Here is a 21,469-nt window from a genome sequence, read left to right as displayed (position 1 = left end):
TTCGGGCGGTCCTCCGGTGACGATGAGCCCAGCGGGGACCGCCCGCACTCCTGACGCCCGGCCGCTGCCGCTGCCGCTGCCGGTGCTGATGTACCACTCTGTCGGGGGCGCCTTGCCGGAGCGGTTGCGCGACCTCTCGGTGCCCGCCCACCGGCTCGACGAGCAGCTCGGCGCCCTCGCCGACGCGGGCTACGCCCTGGTCGGCTTGACCGAGGCACTGGTGCGACACGCCCGGGGCGACCGGGTCGTCGGCCTGACCTTCGACGACGGCTACACCGACTTCGTCGACGCCGCTCTGGAGGTGCTCGCACGCCACGATGCCCGCAGCACGCTCTACGTCCCCACCCGCCACCTCGGTGGGCACGCCACCTGGCTGCCCGACGGCGGCCACCTGGCGATCCTCGACGGTGAGGCGGTCCGCGAGGTCGCCGACCGCGGCCACGAGATCGGCAGCCACGGAGCGGTGCACGTGCCCCTCGACGTCCTGCCGGGCGCCCTGGCGGCGGCGCAGCTGCGGGAGAGCCGGCGCGTGCTCGAGGACGTGGTGGCACGTCGCGTCGAGTCCTTCTGCTACCCGCACGGCTACCACTCCCGCCGGCTGCGCGAGCAGGTGCGGCGGGCGGGCTACACCAACGCCTGCGCGATCGGGCACCGCACGAGCCCGGTCGGCGAGGACTCGTGGGCGGTGTCCCGGCTGCTCGTCGGACCGGACCACGACGGGCCGGCCGTGCTCCGGCTGGTCCACGGGGACGGCCGCCGCGGGCCGGTGCCCGCCCTCAAGCGCCTGGCCGGCCCGGCCTGGCGCGCCACCCGCCGTACGGCACTCGCGACCGGGAGGACCTGGACATGACCGACACGACCGACCCCGCCTTCTTGCCCACCCACGAGCAGGTCCCGGCCCCGACGCGGGAGTCGACGCCCGAGCCGGGCCCCGTGGCCAGCATCGGCGTGCTGGTCTGCACCCACGCCCCCGAGCGCCTCGACCAGGTCGCCCGCGCGGTGGCGTCCCTGGACACCCAGACCCGGGTGCCCGACGAGGTCCTGGTGATGGTGGACGGCACCGAGCAGCTCGCCCGGATGGTGCGCGCGGCCCTGCCCCCGGTCCTGCCTCGCACCGGGCTCACCGTGCGCGTGTCGGCCGTGGGCCGCAACCGCGGCGTCTCGGTGGCGCGCACGCTGGGCGCGGAGCAGATGGGCACCGACGTCGTGGCCTTCCTCGACGACGACGCCGAGGCCGAGCCGGGCTGGCTGGCCGCCCTCGCCGTCCCGTTGGACGACCCCCGGGTCATCGGCAGCTCGGGGTGGTCCGAGCCGGCATGGATCGGCCGTCGACCCGCGTGGCTGCCCGACGAGTTCCTGTGGACGGTCGGCTGCTCCTACGCGGGGATGCCGACCGAACCGGCCCGGGTCCGCAACGTCTACGGCGGGTGCGCGGCCGTGCGCCGCCAGCTCTTCCTCGACCTGGGCGGGTACGACGCCGACCTGGGGCACGGGGCCGGCCGCAGCGGTGGCGGGGAGGAGGCCGACTTCGGCCTCCGGGCAGCGGCAGCGACCGGCGGGGAGTTCGCCTTCGAGCCCGCGGCGGTCATCCGCCACCGCGTGCCTGCGGCCCGGCTGACCTGGCGCTACTACCTCGAGCGCTGCCGCAGCGAGGGCGAGCTCAAGGCGCACATGGCCGCCGCCTCCGCACCCGGCTCCCTCGGCCCCGAGGTCGGCTTCGCCCGCGCCCTGCCCGGGGCGGTGGTGCGCGCCCTGCTGCGCCGCGGCCACCGAGCCGAGGCGCTGGGGCTGGTGCTGGGGGCCCTGGCCGTGGTCACCGGCCTGGTCAACGGGTCGGTCCAGGCCCGGCGGCAGAGGAGACGGGCGTGAGGGTCCTGCTGCTGGCGCAGTTCTACCCCCCGGTCATCGGCGGGGAGGAGCGCCACGTCCGCAACCTGGCCGTGGCGCTGGCCGCGCGCGGCCTCGACGTGCACGTCGCGACCCTCGACACCGACCGGGGGACCCCGCAGCAGGACCCGGGCGTGACCGTCCACGTCCTGGAGCACGTCGGGTCGCGGGTCCCGGGCCTCTACCCGACGGCCGACCGGCCCCTGGCCCTGCCGGTCCCGGACCCGCTGACCACCCGCGAGCTCTCCCGCCTGGTGCGCGAGGTCCGGCCCGACGTGGTGCACGCCCACAACTGGATCGTCAGCTCGTGGACCGCGCTGCCCTCGGCGTACCGCATCCCGCTCGTGCTCTCCCTGCACGACTACGGCCATGTGTGTGCCACCAAGCGGCTCATGCGCGACGGACACCCCTGCGAGGGCCCGAGCCCGCGCCGCTGCCTGCCGTGCGCGGGGGAGCACTACGGCCCCGGCCGCGGCCAGGTGGTGTACGCCGCCGTGCGCGCCGGGCTGCCGTGGCGCCGCCGCGCGGCCGACCTGTTCACCCCGGTCAGTTCCTACGTCGCCCGGGCCAACGGGCTGGACACCGACGGTTCGCCCTTCGAGGTCGTCCCCAACTTCGTGCCCGACGAGCTGCTCGAGCGGGACCGGTCACCCCGGGACCCCGACCTCCCGGACGCCCCCTACCTCTTCTTCGCCGGCGACCTCTCGGAGCAGAAGGGCGTCGGCACGCTCCTGCGCGCCTGGGAGCGGCTGCCCGTGGGCCGCCCGGAGCTGGTGCTGGTCGGGCGTCCCTCGATGCCGCTCGACGACCTGCCCGCGGGTGTCTCCGTGCACCACCACTGGGAGCACGAGCGCGTGGTCAGCGGCTTCCAGCACGCGCTCGCCGCGGCCCTGCCGAGCCAGTGGCCCGACCCGTGCCCCACGACCGTGCTGGAGGCGATGGCCCTCGGGACGCCCCTGGTGACCACCCACCTCGGCGGGATCGCCGACATGGTCACCCACGAGCGCTCGGCGCTCGTCGTGCCACCCGGGGACGTGCCCGCCACGACCGCAGCGCTGCGGCGCCTGGTCGAGGACGACGCGCTGCGGGCCCGCTTGTCGGCCGGCGGTCGGAGGGACGTGCGGCCGTTCCTGCAGGGCCGGGTGGCCGAGCAGCTCGAGGGCGCCTACCGCAGGCTGGCGGCGAGCGCGGGCTCGGCGGCGGCCGCCGGGGGCTGAGCCGGCTGCGGGTGGCGCACCCGCAGCAGCACCCAGGTCGTGGAGGCCGCCAGCACGCCGGCACCCAGCAGGTGCACGCCGACCAGCAGTTCGGGCAGACCGGTGAAGTACTGCACGAAGCCGACCAGCCCCTGCGCCAGCTGGAGGCCCAGCAGCAGCCAGGTCGCCCGGACGGCGGCGCGGTCGGCGCGGGTCGCGTGCAGGGCCGCACCCAGACCGATGGTCATGCCGATGTAGAGGAAGACGGAGTCGGCGTGCAGCTGGCTCCACTGCACGGGGTCCAGGCCGTTGCGCGCGACGTCGGCGTCGCCGGCGTGCGGGCCGGAGCCGGTCACGATCGTGCCGAGGTAGAGCACGACGTAGCCGACCGCGAAGACCCCCCAGGCCAGCGTCACCAGCGGGCCCCGGGCGGCCGGGACCGGCCGGTCGAGCTGCTGGAGGAAGCGCACCGACAGGGAGACCAGCACCATCGAGAGCATGAGGTGCAGCGCCACCGCCCAAGGGTTGAGGTCGACCAGCACCGTGATGCCGCCGATGACCGCCTGGAGCGGGATGCCCAGGGCCAGGACGAAGGCCAGCCGACGCAGCTCGCGTCGTCCGGTGCGCCACGCGGCGAGGAAGGTCAGCACGGCGATGGCCACCAGCACGAAGGTGAGCAGCCGGTTGCCGAACTCGATGACGCCGTGCAGGCCGAGCTCGCCGTGCGGGGTGAAGCTCTCGTCGGTGCAGCGCGGCCAGGTGGGGCACCCCAGGCCGGAGCCGGTCAGCCGCACGGCACCGCCCGTGACCACGATCAGGATGTTGGCGACCAGGCTCGCCCAACCGGCCCACCGGGCCTGGCGCAGCCGGGTGTCCTGCAGGGTCTCGAGCGTCATGGGCGTCACTCCCACTGGAAGGTCCGGGCAGTCAGGACGGTACCCACCAGGGCCCAGGCACCGAGAGCCACCAGCGACGTGACCTGCACCGCACCGTCGACCAGCGCGGCGCGCATGCCCTCGCCCAGCGCGCCGGAGGGCAGCCACTGCGCGACCTCGCCGAACCCGCCGTACGCCGAGGCCGGGAGGACCACGGCGCCGCCTGCCATCAGCAGCAGGTAGACCAGGTTGGCCGCGGCCAGCGTGGCCTCGGCCCGCAGCGTGCCGGCGACCAGCAGCCCGATCGCCGCGAAGGCCGCCGTGCCCAGGATCCCGACCAGCAGCGCGCCCAGCACGGACGCACCGGAGACGACCGGGTCCCAGCCCAGCGCGAGCGCCGTGCCGCCGAGGACGACGAGCTGGAGCAGCTCGACCAGCAGCAGCGCCAGCACCTTGCCGGCCAGCAGGCCGGAGCGGGGCAGCGGGGAGCTGCCGAGCCACTTGATCACGCCGTAGCGCCGCTCGAAGCCCGTGGCGATCGCCAGGGAGGTGAAGGCGGTGGACATGACGGCGAGGGCCAGCACGCCGGGGGCGAAGGTGTCGACCGCCGAGGCGTCGAGGTCGAGGCCGACACGCTCGGAGCCGGCGACCGCGCCGACCAGCACGATCACCGGGATCACGACGGCCAGCAGCAGCTGCTCGCCGTTGCGCAGCATCAGCCGCGCCTCGGTGCGGGCCTGCGCCAGGACCTGGCGGGGGAGGGACGCGGCGCCCGGCCGCGGCGTGAAGGTGCCGCTCACGCCACGGCCCCGTCCCGCTGCGGGCCGGGGGAGTCGGGCTGGTCGTCCAGGCCGCGGCCGGTCAGCTCGAGGAAGACGTCCTCCAGGGTGCGGGTGCCCAGGCTCAGCGACTCCGGCAGCACCCCCTGTTCCTCGCACCACCGCGACACCCGCGCGAGCGTCGAGGCGTCCGCGGGCCCGGTGACCAGCAGGCTCAGGGCGTCGAGCACGGTGACGGTCGTGCCCGGCCCCAGCGCGGCCGTCAGCGACTCCGGCGCGTCCGGCGGGAAGGGGCTGGTGACCACGAGCCGGATCGTGGAGACGGAGCCGCCGCGGGTGAGCTCGACGGGCGAGCCGGTCGCGATCAGCCGACCACGGTCGATGATGTGGATGGTGTCCGCGAGCCGCTCGGCCTCGTCCATGTAGTGCGTGGTCAGCACGACGGTCACGCCGTCGGCGCGCAGCTCCTCGAGCAGCTCCCAGGTGGTGCGCCGCGCCTGCGGGTCCATCCCCGCGGTCGGCTCGTCGACGAAGACCAGCTCCGGGCGGCCCACGAGGGCGCAGGCCAGCCCGAGGCGCTGCTGCTGCCCGCCCGAGAGCCGGCGGTACGGCGTCCGCCCGCAGTCGGCGAGGCCGAGCCGCTCCACGAGCAGCTGGTGGGGGAGCGGGTGGGCGTGCAGCGACGCGGCGTGGCGCAGCATCTCCTCGGCCCGGATGCCCGACCAGGCGCCCCCGCTCTGGAGCATCACGCCGATCCGCGGCAGCAGGGCCCGGCGGTCGGCCTGCGGGTCGAGCCCGAGCACCCGCACGGTGCCGCGCTGCGGACGGCGGTAGCCCTCGCAGGTCTCCAGGGTGGTCGTCTTGCCCGCCCCGTTGGGCCCGAGCACGGCGGTGATGCTGCCGCGGGCGACGGTGAGCGAGAGCCCGTCGACGGCCCGCTTGGCGCCGTACCGCATCTCGAGGGCGTCGACGACGACGGCGGGCTCGTGGTCGTCGTGCACCCCGGCAGTCTAGGGAGCGCTCCCACACGGGCTGTGGCCGCACTCCTACAGTGAGGCCGTGGTCGTGTGGCTGGTCGTCCCCGTGCTGGTGCTCAGCGCGCTCTGCGGCATCTGGACCGTCGTGATGGTCGTGCGCGACGAGAGCCCCCCGGGCGACCGGTTCTTCGCGCTGCTGGGCGTGCTGCTCGCGGTGCTGGTGGTCCAGCTCGTCGTGGGCCTGGTCCAGCTCTCGACGACCTCCCGCGACGTGCCCACCGCGACCTTCGTGTCCTACCTCTTCACCGTCGTCCTGGCGGTGCCCTTCGGTGCCGCGCTCGCGCTGGTGGAGCGCAGCCGCTGGGGCAACGGCGCGCTCCTGGTCGCGCTGCTCACCGTCGCGGCCATGGAGACCCGCCTCGACCAGCTCTGGCGGCTGGCCGGTGCCTGAGCCCACCACGCGCGCCGCCGGCACCGTGCGCGACATCTCCACCGGTCCCGGCCGCGTCCTCGTGGCGGCGTACGCCGTGTTCGCGGTCGCCGCGACCGGGCGCTCGCTCGTGCAGCTCGGCACCGACGCCGACCGGGCACCGCTGGCCTACTCCCTCTCGCTGCTCGCGGCGGTGCTCTACCTCGTCGCGACCGCCTGCCTGCTGAGCGGGGGCCCGACCGCCCGCCGGGTGGCGCTGGTCTCGGTCGTGGTGGAGGCCGCGGGCGTGCTCGTCGTGGGCACGCTGTCGTACGCCGCGACCGACCTGTTCCCCGACCGGACCGTCTGGTCGCACTTCGGGCAGGGCTACGGCTTCCTGCCGCTGGTGCTGCCGTTCCTCGGGTTGTGGTGGCTCCGCGAGACGGGTAAGGCCACCCTTCCTTGAACGGCCCTTTCCATTAACGGCACACTGGCGTTGTGGAATTCACCCGCGACGACCTGAGCACGCGCCAGCGTGTCGCGCGGTCGATCCTGGTGAACGGGCCCTCGACCGCCGCGACGCTGGCCGAGCAGCTCGACCTCACCCCGGCCGCCGTCCGTCGCCACCTCGACCAGCTGGTCGAGGACGGCGAGGTCGAGGCCCGCGACCCCCGCCCCGGTGCGGTCCGTGGCCGAGGCCGCCCGGCGAAGCTGTTCGCGCTCACCGAGCGCGGCCGCGACAGCTTCGAGGCGCAGTACGACGACCTGGCCCTCCAGGCGCTGCGCTTCCTCGCCGAGACCGGTGGTGAGGACGCCCTGCGCGCCTTCGCCGACCAGCGGGTCTCCTTCATCGAGGCCCGCTTCGGCGCGGTCCTCGAGGAGAACCCCGACCTCACGCCCGCCCAGGTGCTGGCCCGCGTCTTCACCGACGAGGGGTACGCCGCCTCCGTGCGCGAGCTGCCGCTGGCCGGTGAGCAGCTGTGCCAGCAGCACTGCCCGGTCTCCCACGTCGCCCACGAGTTCCCGCAGCTGTGCGAGGCCGAGACCGCGGCGATCAGCCGCGTCCTGGGTCGCCACGTCCAGCGGCTGGCCACCATCGCCCACGGCGACGGTGTCTGCACCACCTGCATCCCTGACCTCCCCAGCAGCACCCACCGCGAGAAGGAGTCGGTCTCATGACCTCCATCGAAGAACTCAACCCGGAGCTCCAGGGCATCGGCCGCTACGAGTTCGGCTGGGCCGACCCGGACGTGGCCGGCGCCGCCGCCACCCGTGGTCTCAACGAGGCCGTGGTGCGCGACATCTCGGGCAAGAAGAACGAGCCGCAGTGGATGCTCGACCTGCGCCTGAAGGGCCTGAAGCTCTTCGACCGCAAGCCCATGCCCACCTGGGGCTCGGACCTGTCGGGCATCGACTTCGACAACATCAAGTACTTCGTGCGCTCCTCGGAGAAGCAGGCCACCAGCTGGGAGGACCTGCCCGAGGACATCAAGAACACCTACGACAAGCTCGGCATCCCCGAGGCGGAGAAGCAGCGCCTCGTCGCCGGCGTCGCCGCGCAGTACGAGTCCGAGGTCGTCTACCACTCCATCCGCGAGGACCTCGAGGAGCAGGGCGTGCTGTTCCTCGACACCGACACGGCGCTGAAGGAGCACGAGGACCTCTTCAGGGAGTACTTCGGCACCGTCATCCCCGTCGGTGACAACAAGTTCTCCGCGCTCAACACCAGCGTGTGGTCGGGCGGCTCGTTCATCTACGTGCCGAAGGGCGTGCACGTCGACATCCCGCTGCAGGCCTACTTCCGGATCAACACCGAGAACATGGGCCAGTTCGAGCGCACGCTGATCATCGTCGACGAGGACGCCTACGTGCACTACGTCGAGGGCTGCACCGCGCCGATCTACTCCAGCGACTCGCTGCACTCCGCAGTGGTCGAGATCATCGTGAAGAAGGGCGGCCGCTGCCGCTACACGACCATCCAGAACTGGTCGAACAACGTCTACAACCTCGTCACCAAGCGTGCGGTCTGCGAGGCCGGCGCGACGATGGAGTGGGTCGACGGCAACATCGGCTCCAAGGTGACGATGAAGTACCCCGCCATCTACCTCATGGGCGAGCACGCCAAGGGCGAGACGCTCTCGATCGCCTTCGCCGGCGAGGGCCAGCACCAGGACGCCGGCGCCAAGATGGTCCACGCCGCGCCGCACACCTCGAGCTCGATCCTGAGCAAGTCGGTCGCGCGCGGCGGTGGCCGGACGTCGTACCGCGGCCTGATCCAGGTCAACGAGGGTGCCTACGGCTCGAAGTCCAACGTCCTGTGCGACGCGCTGCTCGTCGACCAGGTCAGCCGCTCCGACACCTACCCCTACGTCGACATCCGCGAGGACGACGTGTCGATGGGGCACGAGGCGAGCGTCTCCAAGGTCTCCGACGACCAGCTCTTCTACCTCATGTCGCGCGGCATGGAGCAGGACGAGGCGATGGCGATGATCGTGCGCGGCTTCGTCGAGCCGATCGCCAAGGAGCTCCCGATGGAGTACGCCCTCGAGCTCAACCGGCTCATCGAGCTGCAGATGGAGGGCGCGGTCGGCTGAGCCGACCCGCCCCGCACCACCGCTCGCCCCCTGACGCTAGGAAGACACCCCCTGTGACCGTGACCGACGCTGCCGCCGAGCAGACCGCCGACGCCGTGGCCGCCGCCCTCGAGGTGGACCACGTCGAGAGCCACCTGCACCCGGTGAGCTCCTTCGACCTCGACGACCACCCGATGCCCACCGGGCGCGAGGAGATCTGGCGGTTCACGCCGCTCAAGCGCCTCGCCGGCGCCCTCGACGACGCGCCCGGGGACACCGACGCGCTGTCGGTCGAGACGATCGGCGACGCGTCGTACGTCGTCGGCACCCTCGCCCCGGGCCAGCACCCCCGTGGTGCCGCGCTCGTCCCCGACGACCGCGCCTCGGCCCTGGCCTCGCGGCACGCGCCCGAGGCCGTGCACGTGCGGGTCCCGGCCGACACCGAGCTCGACGAGCCGATCGGCCACCGCCTCACCGGTGCCGCCGGCAAGCGCTCGCACCGCCACACGGTGATCGAGGCCGGCACCCACTCCCGCGCCACCTACGTGCTCGACCACCGCGGCTCGGGCGTGCACGCCGGCAACGTCGAGGTCGTGGTGGGCGACGGCGCCGACCTGACCGTGGTGACGCTGCAGGACTGGGACGACGACGCCGTGCACGTGGGCACTCACGAGGCCGTCGTGGGTCGCGACGCCCGCTACCGCCACATCGCGGTGACCTTCGGCGGCTCGGTCGTGCGTACCAGCTCCAACGTGCACTACGCCGGGCCCGGTGGCGACGCCGAGCTCCTCGGGCTCTACTTCGCCGACGCCGGCCAGCACTTCGAGCACCGCCTCTTCGTCGACCACAACGCCCCCCGCACCAAGAGCAACGTCGTCTACAAGGGCGCGCTGCAGGGTGAGCGGGCGCGCACCGTGTGGATCGGCAACGTGCTGATCCGCAAGGTCGCCGAGGGGATCGAGACCTACGAGGAGAACCGCAACCTCGTGCTCACCGACGGCTGCCAGGCCGACTCGGTGCCCAACCTGGAGATCGAGACCGGCGAGATCGAGGGCGCCGGCCACGCCTCTGCCACCGCGCGCTTCGACGACGAGCAGCTGTTCTACCTCCGCAGCCGCGGCGTCTCCGACGAGGAGTCCCGCCGCCTGGTGCTGCACGGCTTCTTCCAGGACCTGATCCGCAAGATCGGCTTGCCGGAGCTGGAGGAGAAGCTGACCGCCGCGGTCGAGGACGAGCTGGCCCGCAACGTCGCCGGCAAGGTCCTCTGATGGCCTTCGAGCGCGCCTGCGCTCTGTCCGAGGTGCCCACCGACGAGGCGCTCGCCGTCGTCGTCGGTGAGTACTCCATCGCGGTCGCCCGGGACGGGGAGGGCGAGGACCTCGCGGTCTACGCCCTCCAGGACCAGTGCAGCCACGCCGCGGTCAGCCTCAGCGAGGGCGAGGTGGCCGACTGCACCGTCGAGTGCTGGCTGCACGGCTCCCGCTTCGACCTGCGCACCGGCAAGCCCACCGGGCTGCCGGCCACCGAGCCGGTGGCCACCTTCCCCGTGGAGGTCCGCCAGGACCCCGACGGGGCAGCCGTCTACATCGACACGACCACCACCCTGAACGGAGTCACCCCCGCATGAGCACCCTCCAGATCACCGACCTCCAGGTCTCCGTCGACACCGAGGACGGCCCCAAGGAGATCCTCAAGGGCGTCACGCTCACGATCGACAGCGGCGAGACGCACGCGATCATGGGTCCCAACGGCTCCGGCAAGTCGACGCTGGCCTACTCCATCGCCGGCCACCCGAAGTACACGATCACCGGCGGCTCGGTGACCCTCGACGGCGAGGACGTCCTCGCCATGTCGGTCGACGAGCGGGCGCGGGCGGGGATCTTCCTCGCCATGCAGTACCCCGTCGAGGTCCCCGGCGTCTCGGTCGCGAACTTCCTGCGCACCGCCAAGACCGCCATCGACGGCGAGGCCCCCAAGCTGCGCACCTGGGTCAAGGACGTCAACGGAGCGCTGGAGAAGCTCAACCTCGACTCCTCGTTCTCGGCCCGCTCGGTCAACGAGGGCTTCTCCGGTGGCGAGAAGAAGCGTCACGAGATCGCCCAGCTCGAGCTGCTCGACCCCAAGGTCGCGGTCCTCGACGAGACCGACTCCGGTCTGGACATCGACGCGCTCAAGGTCGTCTCGGAGGGCGTCAACCGCTTCCGCGAGCGTGAGGGCAAGGGCGTCCTGCTCATCACGCACTACACGCGCATCCTGCGCTACATCAAGCCCGACCACGTCCACGTGTTCGTCGACGGCAAGGTCGCCGAGTCCGGCGGTCCCGAGCTCGCCGACAAGCTCGAGGCCGAGGGCTACGACCGCTACCTCAAGGCCGCCACCGCCGGTTGAGGTGCGAGGGCCGTCAGGCCCGAGCCACGAACCCCGGTGACACGAAAGGAACGCTGATGGAGGGCCTGCTCCCCGACCTCGAGGTCGTCCGCAAGGACTTCCCGATCCTCGGCCGCACCACGGCCGACGGGCTGCCGCTGGTCTACCTCGACAGCGCCAACACCTCGCAGAAGCCGCAGGTGGTGATCGACGCGATGGTCGACCACCTCGAGCGGCACAACGCCAACGTCGCACGCGCCATGCACCTGCTCGGTGCCGAGGCGACCGAGGCGTTCGAGGGCGGTCGGGACAAGGTCGCGGCCTTCATCGGCGCGCCCGAGCGGGACGAGGTGGTCTTCACCAAGAACGCCTCCGAGGCGCTCAACCTCGTCGCGCAGACCCTGGCCTTCGAGGGCCCGCACCGGGTCGGGCGCGGCGACGTCGTGGTCACCACCGAGATGGAGCACCACTCCAACATCGTGCCGTGGCAGATGCTCACGCAGCGCACGGGCGCCGAGCTGCGGTGGTTCACCTTCGACGAGGCCGGCCAGCTGGACCTGTCCCAGGTCGACGAGCTCCTCACCGAGCGCACCAAGGTCGTCACCTTCACCTGGGTCTCCAACATGCTGGGCACGGTCAACCCCGTCGCCGAGCTGACCCGGAAGGCCCACGAGGTCGGGGCGATCGTGGTCGTCGACGCCTCGCAGGCCGCTCCGCAGCTGCCGATCGACCTGGCGGCCATGCCGGTCGAGGAGCGTCCCGACGTGGTGGTCTTCACCGGCCACAAGGTCGTCGGTCCCACCGGGATCGGCGTGCTCTGGGGCCGCCGGTCGCTGCTCGAGGAGCTGCCGCCCTTCCTGGGTGGCGGCGAGATGATCGAGACCGTCACCATGGAGCGCAGCACCTACGCCGGGCTCCCGCACAAGTTCGAGGCCGGCACCCCGCCGATCGTCGAGGCCGTCGGTCTCGGCGCGGCGGTGGACTACCTCGCCGGGCTCGGCATGGAGGCGGTCCACGCGCACGAGCAGGCGATCACGGCGTACGCCCTGGAGGGGTTGGGCACGGTCCCGGGCCTGCGGGTCCTCGGGCCCCTGGACGCCACGCAGCGGGGCGGTGCGATCAGCTTCGAGCTCGCCGGCGTGCACCCCCACGACGTCGCGCAGGTCCTCGACGTGCGCGGCATCGCCGTCCGCGCCGGGCACCACTGCGCCCGGCCGGCGCACGCGAAGTTCGGTGTGCAGAGCTCGACCCGCATGTCGTCGTACGTCTACACGACGCCGGGGGAGATCGACGCGCTCGTCGAGGCGCTGCACTACACCCGCGACTACTTCAAGGTGGGCTGAGGCGATGTCCGCGGAGCTCGACGCGCTCTACCAGGAGATCATCCTGGACCACTACAAGAACCCGCACCACGCCGGTCTGCGCGACCCCTACGAGGCCGAGGTGCACCACGTGAACCCCACGTGCGGCGACGAGGTGACGCTGCGCGTCCACCTCGAGGACGCCGACGGTGTGCTCCGTGTGCAGGACGTGTCGTACGACGCGGTCGGCTGCTCGATCTCGCAGGCCTCGACCTCGGTGATGACCGACCTCGTGATCGGCAAGCCGGTCGAGGAGGCCCTGGCCGTCCACGAGGTGTTCCTGACCCTCATGCAGGGCAAGGGGACCGTCGAGCCCGACGAGGACGTGCTGGAGGACGGCATCGCCTTCGCCGGCGTCGCGAAGTTCCCCGCGCGCGTGAAGTGCGCGCTGCTCGGCTGGATGGCGTGGAAGGACGCCACCGGCCAGTCGATGACCACCACCGCCCAGGGAGGCGACGATGACTGACACCCACACCCCCGACCACTCCGACCTCCCCACCGAGGTCCCGGTCCCGACCGGCGGCGGCACCTCGACCGTGACGATCGAGGAGGTCACCGAGGCGCTCAAGGACGTCGTCGACCCCGAGCTCGGCATCAACGTCGTCGACCTCGGCCTCGTCTACGGCGTGCACGTGGACGAGTCGTCCAACTGCGTGGTCGACATGACGCTGACCTCCGCGGCCTGCCCGCTGACCGACGTCATCCAGGACCAGACCGACTCCGCGCTGGAGGGCCTGGTCAACGACGTGGCCATCAACTGGGTGTGGATGCCGCCGTGGGGGCCCGACAAGATCACCCCCGACGGCCGCGAGCAGCTGCGGGCGCTGGGCTTCAACGTCTGAGCGCTGACCCTTCGACGCAGGAGGAGGGGCAGCAGGCGAAGAGGTCGAGCAAGGCGCGGGCACTGCTCACCCCGTTCACCGACGACGTCTCCCTGACCCCTGGGGACCAGCGTGCCTACGCCGGCTACGTCCGGGCCCAGCGGCACAAGGGCTTCCAGCACGTCGTCACCCGGTTCAAGCCGCGTGGGCCGCGCGAGCCCTAGGGTGGCGCGATGCCCTCGGTGCCCTCCATGACCCCGGTGACCGTGGTGCTGGTCCCGCCGGCCCGCCTGGAGCGCTGGGTCGCCAACTTCTCCGACCGGCACGGCCCCACGACGCTCTCGGTCGAGGGCGGCGCCCTCGCGGGCACCGCGCAGGACGGCTCGACCTTCCGCGCTGCGCTGCCCCTCGAGCAGCAGCACGGTGGGCCCGCCGAGGTGGTCGCGCTCGCCGCCGCCGCGGTGGCCGCGGTCCCGGACGACTGGGGCGTCCTGCTGGTGCGCAAGGGTGGCTTCGCGGTCGCCCGGCTGGCCGGCACGACGGTGGTCGCCAGCAAGGTCGGCCAGCGGCACGTCCAGGGTCGCACCAAGGCCGGCGGCCAGTCGCAGCAGCGCTTCGCCCGGCGTCGCGACAACCAGGCGCGCGCGGCGTACGAGGCGGCCGCCGACCACGCAGCGGGGCTGCTCGGCGACCTCGCGGGGCCGCTGGTCGTCGGTGGTGACCGTGGGGCGGTGGAGGAGGTGCTGGCCGACGCGCGCCTGGCCCGGCTCGCCGTCGTGGGCACGCGGCTGCCGGTGCCCGACCCCCGACGCGCGGTGCTGGAGCAGGCGGTCGCCGACGCCCTCTCCGTGCGGGTCGAGGTCGTCAACGCCGACGGCTGAGCACGGCCGGCCTGCCCGACGCCTGCTGCACTCGTGCTCGAGTTCACCGTCCGGCGCGGCGCGATCGGCTAGCGTCACCGGCATGTGGCAGCCCCAGCCCGGCTGGCATCCCCTCCCGAGCGGCACCTCCCCGTCCACGGTCGGGGTGTGGCGGGCGGTCGTGGGGGACGAGCCGGTGGCCGTGAAGCGGCTGGGCGCGCCCGGCGAGCACGACCCGCCGGAGCTCTCCGACCCCCACCACTTCGCCTACTGGCGGCGCGGGGCGGACGTGGTGACCTCCGGCGTCCTGGCGCACTCGCAGGGCCTGCGACCGCCGGTGCGCAGCTACGCCGTGGAGGACGTCGAGGGCATCACCATCACCGAGGACTGGGTGGAGGACGCCTGCAACAACGGTCTCTTCGCCGCGCACGCCCTCGGCCGCTTCGCCGGTACGCCGGTGCCGGACGTCCCCTGGTTGGCGCGCGACCAGCTGCGTGACCGGCTGCGGCGCACCGAGCGCCGGGGCGGCTGGCCGACCCTGGCCCGCACGACCGTCGCCGACGTCGCCGAGCACCTGTGGGAGAGGCGCGGCACCTTCCTGGACCGGCTCGACGCCCTGCCGCAGGTCCTGCAGCACGGCGACCCCACCCCGGGGAACCTCCCCGGCCGCGAGGGCGACGACGTCGTGGCGATCGACTGGTCGTGCCTGGGCACCGGCCCGGTCGGCGGCGACCTGGGCTACTACCTGCTCTCGGCGCGCGAGGAGTTCGACCCGCTGCTCGAGGCCTACCTCATGGGCGTCCCCGAGGCGGTGGCCGACCGGGAGCAGGCCTCGCTGGGGGCCCGGGTGGTCGCGGTCTACACCGCGCTGTCCCGCGCCGAGTGGGCGCTGTCGCGGGTGGCGAAGGGCGAGGGCGCCCTGGCCGGCAAGTTCCGGCACCCGGCGGTGGCACCCCACCTGCGGGCCCTGCAGCGGCAGTTCCCGCTCATCGAGCAGCTGCTCGACGGCTGAGGCGCCGGTCAGAGCCGATCGGCGGCGAAGGTGTCGCAGGCCTCCAGCGAACCCGTGTCGAGACCCGTGCGGAACCACCGCACCCGCTGCTCCGCGGAGCCGTGCGTCCACGACTCCTCGGTCACCTGGCCCTGGGTCCGCTCCTGGATCCGGTCGTCGCCGACCGCGGCCGCCGCCTCCAGGGCCAGCCGGACGTCCTCGTCGGTCAGCTCCGTGATGAGCACCTCCCCGGCGGCGTCCTCGGTGGTGGTGGCCGCACGTGCCCACATCCCGGCGTAGCAGTCGGCCTGCAGCTCCAGCCGCACCGCGTCGGAGGTGGGGCCCTGCTGGGTGCGCACGCGCGACATCGTGCCCAGGACGTCCTGGACGTGGTGGCCGTACTCGTGGGCCAGGACGTAGGCCTCGACGAACCCGCCGTCGGGGCCGCCGAGCTGCCGCTCGAGGACGTCGTCGAAGAACCCTGAGTCGAGGTAGATGCCGTCGTCGACCGGGCAGTAGAACGGTCCGACGTCGGACGTCGCGCCGCCGCACCGGGTGGACACCGAGCCCTCGAAGGTCGTCAGCGCCGAGATCGGCTCGTAGCGCGAGCCCAGCTCGTCGGTCCAGAAGTCGTGGAGGGAGTTCTCGACGGCCACGCGTGCGCAGTCGGCCGAGGTGCTGGCGTCCTCGCCGGTCTCGCACGCGGCGTACCGCTCGGTGTCGTAGGTCGCCGGTCCGCCGTCCTCCCCGCCTCCGAGGTAGGAGATGGCCGCGAAGACGAGGACCGCGACGATCACCGCGCCGATCGAGCCGCCGCCGATCGCCCCGCCCGGCAGGGAGCCACCGCGGCCGAGGGACGGACCACGCCCGCCGCCCCCGCCGCCGCCGGCGTGGCGGGTACGACGGGTGTCAAGCCTGGCTTTGGGGTTGAAGCGCACGGGACCTCCCGGGAGTCTGCGTGAGCGACCTCACTGCGCCGTCCGCGAATCGTCCGGCGCCAGGTGCCGACCCTAGACTCCCACCGCCATGATCACCGCTCACCAGCTCGAGGTACGGGTCGGTGCGCGACTCCTGATGCAGGACGTCAGCTTCCGGGTCGGACCCGGTGACAAGGTCGGGCTGGTGGGCCGCAACGGCGCCGGCAAGACCACCCTCACCAAGATCCTGGCGGGGGAGGGACTGCCCGCGGCCGGCCAGGTCACGACCACCGGCGACGTCGGCTACCTGCCCCAGGACCCGCGCACCGGCGACCCCGACGTCCTCGCCAAGGACCGCATCCTCTCCGCCCGCGGGCTCGACGCCGTCGTGGCCAAGCTGCGGCGGGCCGAGGAGGAGATGGGCTCCGACGACCCTGCCGTCCGCGACAAGGCGATGCGTCGCTACGCCCGCGCGGACGACGAGATGCACGCCGCGGGTGGGTACGCCGCGGAGTCCGAGGCCGCCACCATCGCGGCCAGCCTGGGCATCGAGGACCGGGTGCTGGCGATGCCGCTGCGCACTCTCTCCGGCGGCCAGCGCCGCCGGGTGGAGCTGGCCCGCATCCTCTTCTCCGGTGCCGAGGTGCTCATCCTCGACGAGCCGACCAACCACCTCGACGCCGACTCGATCATCTGGCTGCGCGACTTCCTCAAGGCCCACTCCGGCGGCTTCATCATCATCAGCCACGACAACGACCTGCTCGCCAGCACCGTCAACAAGGTCATGCACCTCGACGCCAACCGCGCGGTCATGGACGTCTACAACATGGGCTGGAAGAACTACCTGACCCAGCGCGAGACCGACGAGGTCCGGCGCCGGCGCGAGCGGATGAACGCCGAGAACAAGGCCAAGACGCTCACCGACCAGGCCAACAAGATGCGCGCCAAGGCCTCCAAGGCGCAGGCGGCCCAGTCGATGCTCAAGCGCGCCGAGAAGATGCTTGAGGGCGTCGAGGGGGAGCGCGCGGCCGACAAGGTCGCCCGGATCGCTTTCCCGAAGCCCGCCGCCTGCGGCAAGACGCCCCTGACCGCGCGGGAGCTGTCGAAGTCGTACGGATCCCTCGAGGTCTTCACGGGCGTCGACCTGGCCATCGACAAGGGCTCCCGCGTGGTCATCCTCGGCCTCAACGGCGCCGGCAAGACCACGATGCTGCGGATCCTGGCCGGCGTCGACCAGCCGGACACGGGCGAGGTCGTCCCCGGCCACGGGCTCAAGGTCGGCTACTACGCCCAGGAGCACGAGACCCTCGACACCTCGCGCACGGTGCTGGAGAACATGCAGTCCGCCGCGCCGCAGCTCACCGACACCGAGGCCCGCAGCGTGCTCGGCTCCTTCCTCTTCTCCGGTGACGACGCGCACAAGCCGGCCAAGGTGCTCTCCGGTGGCGAGAAGACCCGGCTCGCCCTCGCGTCGCTGGTCGTCTCCAGCGCCAACGTGCTGCTGCTCGACGAGCCCACCAACAACCTCGACCCCGCCTCCCGCGAGGAGGTGCTGGCGGCGATCCGCTCCTACGAGGGCGCGATCGTGCTGGTCACCCACGACGAGGGCGCGGTGCACGCCCTCGAGCCGGACCGCGTGCTGCTGCTGCCCGACGGTGACGAGGACCTCTGGAACGACGGGTACGCCGACCTGGTCTCCCTCGCCTGACCGCCCAGCACCGCCGAACCGTCAGTTCTGAACCCCCGAGGCGTCACTTCCTCCCGCAGCCTCGTGCGGAAGTGCCGGCTCGAGGGTTCAGATGTGACGGTTCGGCGGTCCTCCCGGGGCACGGCCACCGCGCCCTCGGGGGACCTGGGAGACTCGCCCCCATGAGCAACCCGACTGAGCAGGAGCTGGCCGACGCCGGGCTGCTGCTGCACCGCGAGGGCCCGGTCGCGACGATCACGCTGCACCGTCCCGAGGTCCGCAACGCCCAGACCCCGACCATGTGGCGGCTGCTGGCCGCCATGGGCGAGCAGCTGGTCACCGACGACGAGGTGCGCGTGGTGGTGCTCCGCGGCTCGGGCTCGGCCTTCTCGGCCGGGCTGGACCGCAGCATGCTCGATCCCGCCGGCGCCGGTGACGGCGTCGAGACCGTGGCTGCCCTGCTGGCGCAGAGCGACGAGCAGGTCTCCGCGACCATCGACGACTACCAGCGCGGGTTCACCTGGCTGCGCGACCCCCGCATCCTCAGCATCGCCGCCGTGCACGGCTACGCCATCGGGGCCGGCTTCCAGCTGGCGCTCTCCTGCGACCTGCGGGTCCTGGCCGAGGACGCGCAGCTGTGCATGAAGGAGGCCGCACTCGGCCTGGTCCCGGACCTCACGGGAACAAAACCCCTCGTCGAGGCCGTTGGCTACGCACGAGCACTCGAGATCTGCGTGTCGGCCCGGATGGTCGGCGCGGCGGAGGCCCTCCGCATCGGTCTGGCGCTCGAGGTGGTGCCCGTCGAGGCGCTCGACCAGAGCGTCGCAGCCCTCGTCGCAGCCCTCACCTCGGCCGCGCCGGAGGCGGTGCGGGAGACCAAGGCCCTGATGCTCTCCGCGGCGGCGGCGCCGCTGGAGGAGCAGCGCCGCCTCGAGCGCGAGGCCCAGGGACGGCGCTTCCGCGCCCTCGCGGGCGGCTGAGCGGCGGGGGCAGGCCCCAAGAGGAGGACACGTGTCGGGGATGATGAACGCGGGGGCCGCCTGGCGGCACCTGCGCTCCGACCGCAGTGCGCTCGACCGGCGCGTGGGTCGGGAGACGCTGCGCAGGGTGCTGGGCTTCGCCGTGCCCCACCGACGCACGATCGGGGTTTTCCTGGCCCTCACCGTGGTCGACGCCAGCCTCGTGGTCGCGACCCCGCTGCTGGTGCAGCGGATCGTCGACGACGGCATCCTGCAGGGCGACCGGTCACTGGTGGCCTGGCTGGCGGTGGCGATGGCCGGGCTCGCGGTCTTCACGGCCCTGCTGAGCGTCCTGATGGCCTGGTTGTCGGCCCGGATCGGCGAGGGCCTGATCTTCGACCTGCGCACCCAGGTCTTCGCGCACGTGCAGCGCCAGTCGATGGCGTTCTTCACCCGCACCCAGACCGGCGCTCTCGTCAGCCGGCTCAACAACGACGTCATCGGCGCCCAGCGCGCCTTCACCTCCACGCTGTCCACGACCGTCTCCAACGGCGTCGCCGTGCTCGTCGTGGGCATCACCATGCTGGCCCTGAGCTGGCGGGTGACCCTGCTGTGCCTGGCGCTCTTCCCGATCCTGATGCTGGCCTCGAAGTGGGTCAGCACCCGGCTCGCGGGCCTGACCCGGCAGCAGATGGACGGCAACGCCGACCTCGCCACGATGATGACCGAGCGCTTCAACGTCGGCGGAGCGCTGCTGCTCAAGCTCTTCGGCCGCCGCGAGGAGGAGGACGCCAGCTTCGCCGTGAAGGCCGGGCGGGTCCGTGACCTCGGCATCCGGATCACCCTGACCACGCGGGTCTTCGGCGCGGCCATGCTCGCCGTGCCGGCCCTGGCCACGGCGCTGGTCTACGGCGTCGGCGGCCAGCTGGTCGTCACCGACGCGCTGACCCTGGGGACCCTGCTGGCCCTGGCGACCCTGCTGCTGCGGCTCCTGGGTCCGCTGCAGGGACTGACGAACGTCCGGATCGACGTCATGACCGCCCTGGTCAGCTTCGAGCGGGTCTTCGAGGTGCTCGACCTGCCCTCGCTGGTGCAGGAGAAGCCGGACGCCGTCGACCTGCCGCGCACCGCGGGCCGGCTCGAGCTGGACCACGTGGACTTCACCTACCCCGGCGCCGACGAGGTCTCGCTGCCCTCGCTGGAGGGGGTCCAGCGTCCCGACGTCTCCAGCCCTGGCGGGCCGGTGCTGCGCGACGTGTCCTTCTCCGCCGAGCCCGGCCAGATGGTCGCTCTCGTCGGCCCGTCCGGCGCCGGCAAGACGACCGTGACCCACCTGGTCGCGCGGCTCTACGACGCGACCGCGGGCTCGGTGCGCGTGGGTGGCGTCGACGTGCGGGACGTGAGCCTGCAGTCGCTGGAGGACGTGGTCGGCTACGTCACCCAGGACGCGCACATGTTCCACGACACCATCCGGTCCAACATGCTCTACGCCCGACCGGGGGCCTCGGACCAGGAGATCTGGGCCGCTCTGGAGGCCGCCCAGGTCGCCGGCCTCGTGCGCCGGCTGCCCGAGGGCCTCGACACCGTGGTCGGCGACCGCGGCTACCGGCTCTCCGGTGGTGAGCGCCAGCGCCTCGCGATCGCGCGGCTGCTGCTCAAGGCCCCCGCGATCGTGGTGCTCGACGAGGCGACCGCGCACCTGGACTCCGAGTCCGAGGCCGCGGTCCAGCGGGCGCTCGACGCTGCCCTGGACGGCCGCACCTCCCTGGTCATCGCCCACCGGCTCTCCACCGTGCGCGACGCCGACCTGATCCTGGTCCTGGAGGACGGGCGGATCGTCGAGCGGGGCACCCACACCGAGCTGCTGGCCCGTGGCGGCCTGTACGCCGACCTGCACCGCACCCAGTTCCTCGACGACACCCGGGCCGGCTGACGCGACCCCGAGCCGGAGTGGGACTAGCGGGCGGACGTGGTCTCGCGGGGGGCGCGGGTCGTGCGCCGGGGGCGCTCGCCCCGGGGTCCGCGACGGCGCTCGTCGTACGCGAGGTAGCCGAAGCCGAAGATCGCCAGGACCCCGAAGAACCACCACTGGAGCCCGTAGAAGAAGTGCGGGCCCTCGTCGAGCTCGGGCAGCTCGACCGGCTCCAGCGCCGTGGCGGGCTCCGGGCTCTCCGAGCGCAGCTCGACGAAGCCGCCGTAGACCTCGCGGTCCAGTGCCTCGCCGATCCGCTCGCTGCTGACCGCGCGCGTCGAGCGCTCGGTGACGGCCGTGCTGTCGCCGCTGCCGTCGGCGCGGACGTAGCCGGTGACGGTGACCTCGCCGGCCGGGGGCGCCGGGACGTCGTCGGGGTCGGCGGTCCCGGCGTTCTCGGTGCGCAACCACCCACGGTCGACCAGGAGCGACGCGCCCGACGCGGTCACGAGCGGCACCACCACGTCGACGCCCGCGATCCCCTCACGGGTGCGGTAGCGCACGATGATGGTGTCCTCGACGGCGTACTCGCCGGTCGCGGAGACCACGCGCCACTCGTCCTGCTCCCGCACCGGGGTGCCGGGGCGCAGGACGTCCGCGACGGGAGCCGGGGGCTGGTTCTCGTTGGCGCGGACGACCTCGTTGTCGGCGCGGCGGTCCTCGAGCCGGTCGAACTGCCACTGGCCCAGCCACCAGGCGCCGGCGGCGAGCAGGGCCACCGCGAGGGCGAACAGGATCCAGCGCCGGGACAGCAGGAAGCCGAACGTGCGCACGCCCCCAGGCTATCCAGGGGCAGGTCACGGCCCACCGGGTGACCAGGGGTCCGTGAGGAGTGAGG

At 72.9% G+C, this 21,469-nt stretch carries 23 protein-coding genes; 18 read left to right on the top strand and 5 right to left on the bottom strand.

The window, feature by feature from the left end:
• The first annotated feature begins 22 nt into the window (after positions 1–22).
• The 3 genes from ACYVID_RS09520 to ACYVID_RS09510 are packed head-to-tail and all read left to right on the top strand — an operon-like array spanning position 23 to position 3,104.
• Positions 23–850 carry a polysaccharide deacetylase family protein gene (locus tag ACYVID_RS09520; protein WP_460736471.1) on the top strand — a complete coding sequence of 276 codons (828 nt, stop codon included), beginning with the start codon at positions 23–25 and terminating at the stop codon, positions 848–850.
• Complete coding sequence (locus tag ACYVID_RS09515) at positions 847–1,869, top strand: glycosyltransferase family 2 protein (protein ID WP_460736470.1); 1,023 nt, start codon at positions 847–849, stop codon at positions 1,867–1,869. Before ACYVID_RS09520 ends, ACYVID_RS09515 begins: the two co-directional genes overlap by 4 nt.
• A complete protein-coding gene (locus tag ACYVID_RS09510) occupies positions 1,866–3,104 on the top strand; it encodes a glycosyltransferase family 4 protein (RefSeq protein ID WP_460736469.1) in 1,239 nt (412 codons plus the stop codon). The genes ACYVID_RS09515 and ACYVID_RS09510 overlap by 4 nt, the downstream gene beginning before the upstream one ends.
• Here ACYVID_RS09510 and ACYVID_RS09505 read toward each other — a convergent pair.
• The 3 genes from ACYVID_RS09505 to ACYVID_RS09495 are packed head-to-tail and all read right to left on the bottom strand — an operon-like array spanning position 3,053 to position 5,738.
• Complete coding sequence (locus tag ACYVID_RS09505; RefSeq protein WP_460736468.1) at positions 3,053–3,979, bottom strand: COX15/CtaA family protein; 927 nt, start codon at positions 3,977–3,979, stop codon at positions 3,053–3,055. The two genes, ACYVID_RS09510 and ACYVID_RS09505, sit on opposite strands and share 52 nt — an antisense overlap.
• A 5-nt stretch (positions 3,980–3,984) precedes the next feature.
• Entirely contained in the window at positions 3,985–4,758 is a 774-nt protein-coding gene (locus ACYVID_RS09500) for an ABC transporter permease (protein WP_460736467.1), read from the bottom strand.
• Positions 4,755–5,738, bottom strand: coding sequence for an ABC transporter ATP-binding protein (locus ACYVID_RS09495; RefSeq protein ID WP_460736466.1), 984 nt, complete (start codon positions 5,736–5,738; stop codon positions 4,755–4,757). Before ACYVID_RS09495 ends, ACYVID_RS09500 begins: the two co-directional genes overlap by 4 nt.
• A gap of 58 nt (positions 5,739–5,796) precedes the next feature.
• Here ACYVID_RS09495 and ACYVID_RS09490 point away from each other — a divergent pair, with 58 nt between their 5' ends.
• The 12 genes from ACYVID_RS09490 (at position 5,797) to ACYVID_RS09435 (ending at position 15,117) form a co-directional block, all read left to right on the top strand.
• Positions 5,797–6,165, top strand: a complete 369-nt coding sequence (locus tag ACYVID_RS09490) for a hypothetical protein (protein ID WP_300644418.1) — start codon at positions 5,797–5,799, stop codon at positions 6,163–6,165.
• Positions 6,158–6,589, top strand: a complete 432-nt coding sequence (locus ACYVID_RS09485; RefSeq protein ID WP_460736465.1) for a hypothetical protein — start codon at positions 6,158–6,160, stop codon at positions 6,587–6,589. Before ACYVID_RS09490 ends, ACYVID_RS09485 begins: the two co-directional genes overlap by 8 nt.
• A 32-nt stretch (positions 6,590–6,621) precedes the next feature.
• Complete coding sequence (locus ACYVID_RS09480; RefSeq protein WP_460736464.1) at positions 6,622–7,302, top strand: helix-turn-helix transcriptional regulator; 681 nt, start codon at positions 6,622–6,624, stop codon at positions 7,300–7,302.
• Positions 7,299–8,717: a Fe-S cluster assembly protein SufB gene (sufB, locus tag ACYVID_RS09475; protein WP_460736463.1), complete on the top strand. Its 1,419-nt coding sequence runs from the start codon at positions 7,299–7,301 to the stop codon at positions 8,715–8,717. The genes ACYVID_RS09480 and sufB overlap by 4 nt, the downstream gene beginning before the upstream one ends.
• Before the next feature lie 53 nt (positions 8,718–8,770).
• Positions 8,771–9,964 (top strand): Fe-S cluster assembly protein SufD, encoded by a 1,194-nt coding sequence (gene sufD / locus ACYVID_RS09470; protein WP_460736462.1) that lies wholly within the window; start codon positions 8,771–8,773, stop codon positions 9,962–9,964.
• The gene (locus tag ACYVID_RS09465; RefSeq protein ID WP_460736461.1) at positions 9,964–10,323 is read left to right on the top strand and encodes a non-heme iron oxygenase ferredoxin subunit; all 360 of its coding nucleotides are present in this window, start codon (positions 9,964–9,966) and stop codon (positions 10,321–10,323) included. Before sufD ends, ACYVID_RS09465 begins: the two co-directional genes overlap by 1 nt.
• The gene (gene sufC / locus ACYVID_RS09460) at positions 10,320–11,084 is read left to right on the top strand and encodes a Fe-S cluster assembly ATPase SufC (RefSeq protein ID WP_460736460.1); all 765 of its coding nucleotides are present in this window, start codon (positions 10,320–10,322) and stop codon (positions 11,082–11,084) included. The genes ACYVID_RS09465 and sufC overlap by 4 nt, the downstream gene beginning before the upstream one ends.
• A gap of 56 nt (positions 11,085–11,140) precedes the next feature.
• On the top strand, positions 11,141–12,406 hold the full coding sequence (locus tag ACYVID_RS09455) for a cysteine desulfurase (RefSeq protein WP_460736459.1): 1,266 nt from the start codon (positions 11,141–11,143) through the stop codon (positions 12,404–12,406).
• 4 nt (positions 12,407–12,410) lie between these two features.
• Entirely contained in the window at positions 12,411–12,890 is a 480-nt protein-coding gene (gene sufU / locus ACYVID_RS09450) for a Fe-S cluster assembly sulfur transfer protein SufU (RefSeq protein ID WP_460736458.1), read from the top strand.
• Positions 12,883–13,266, top strand: coding sequence for a metal-sulfur cluster assembly factor (locus tag ACYVID_RS09445; RefSeq protein WP_300640961.1), 384 nt, complete (start codon positions 12,883–12,885; stop codon positions 13,264–13,266). Before sufU ends, ACYVID_RS09445 begins: the two co-directional genes overlap by 8 nt.
• 212 nt (positions 13,267–13,478) lie before the next feature.
• Positions 13,479–14,126: an acVLRF1 family peptidyl-tRNA hydrolase gene (locus ACYVID_RS09440; protein WP_460736457.1), complete on the top strand. Its 648-nt coding sequence runs from the start codon at positions 13,479–13,481 to the stop codon at positions 14,124–14,126.
• Between the two features lie 82 nt (positions 14,127–14,208).
• Positions 14,209–15,117: a phosphotransferase gene (locus ACYVID_RS09435; RefSeq protein ID WP_460736456.1), complete on the top strand. Its 909-nt coding sequence runs from the start codon at positions 14,209–14,211 to the stop codon at positions 15,115–15,117.
• Between the two features lie 8 nt (positions 15,118–15,125).
• Here the strand turns inward: ACYVID_RS09435 and ypfJ are convergent, their stop codons facing one another.
• Entirely contained in the window at positions 15,126–16,034 is a 909-nt protein-coding gene (gene ypfJ / locus ACYVID_RS09430) for a KPN_02809 family neutral zinc metallopeptidase (RefSeq protein ID WP_460736455.1), read from the bottom strand.
• 88 nt (positions 16,035–16,122) lie between these two features.
• Here ypfJ and ACYVID_RS09425 point away from each other — a divergent pair, with 88 nt between their 5' ends.
• The 3 genes from ACYVID_RS09425 to ACYVID_RS09415 all read left to right on the top strand — a co-directional run bounded on the left by ACYVID_RS09425 (position 16,123) and on the right by ACYVID_RS09415 (position 20,592).
• Positions 16,123–17,721, top strand: coding sequence for an ABC-F family ATP-binding cassette domain-containing protein (locus tag ACYVID_RS09425; protein ID WP_460736454.1), 1,599 nt, complete (start codon positions 16,123–16,125; stop codon positions 17,719–17,721).
• 161 nt (positions 17,722–17,882) lie between these two features.
• Positions 17,883–18,680, top strand: coding sequence for an enoyl-CoA hydratase/isomerase family protein (locus ACYVID_RS09420; protein ID WP_460736453.1), 798 nt, complete (start codon positions 17,883–17,885; stop codon positions 18,678–18,680).
• Positions 18,681–18,720: 40 nt separating this feature from the next.
• Entirely contained in the window at positions 18,721–20,592 is a 1,872-nt protein-coding gene (locus ACYVID_RS09415) for an ABC transporter ATP-binding protein (RefSeq protein WP_460736622.1), read from the top strand.
• 23 nt (positions 20,593–20,615) lie between these two features.
• Here ACYVID_RS09415 and ACYVID_RS09410 read toward each other — a convergent pair whose 3' ends face one another.
• Positions 20,616–21,404, bottom strand: a complete 789-nt coding sequence (locus tag ACYVID_RS09410; protein ID WP_460736452.1) for an SURF1 family cytochrome oxidase biogenesis protein — start codon at positions 21,402–21,404, stop codon at positions 20,616–20,618.
• Positions 21,405–21,469 lie beyond the last annotated feature (65 nt).

It is taken from the genome of Nocardioides ginkgobilobae, from assembly GCF_054781275.1.
Note: the sequence above shows the minus strand (reverse complement) of the source record. Positions and strands in the feature narration are given on the sequence as shown.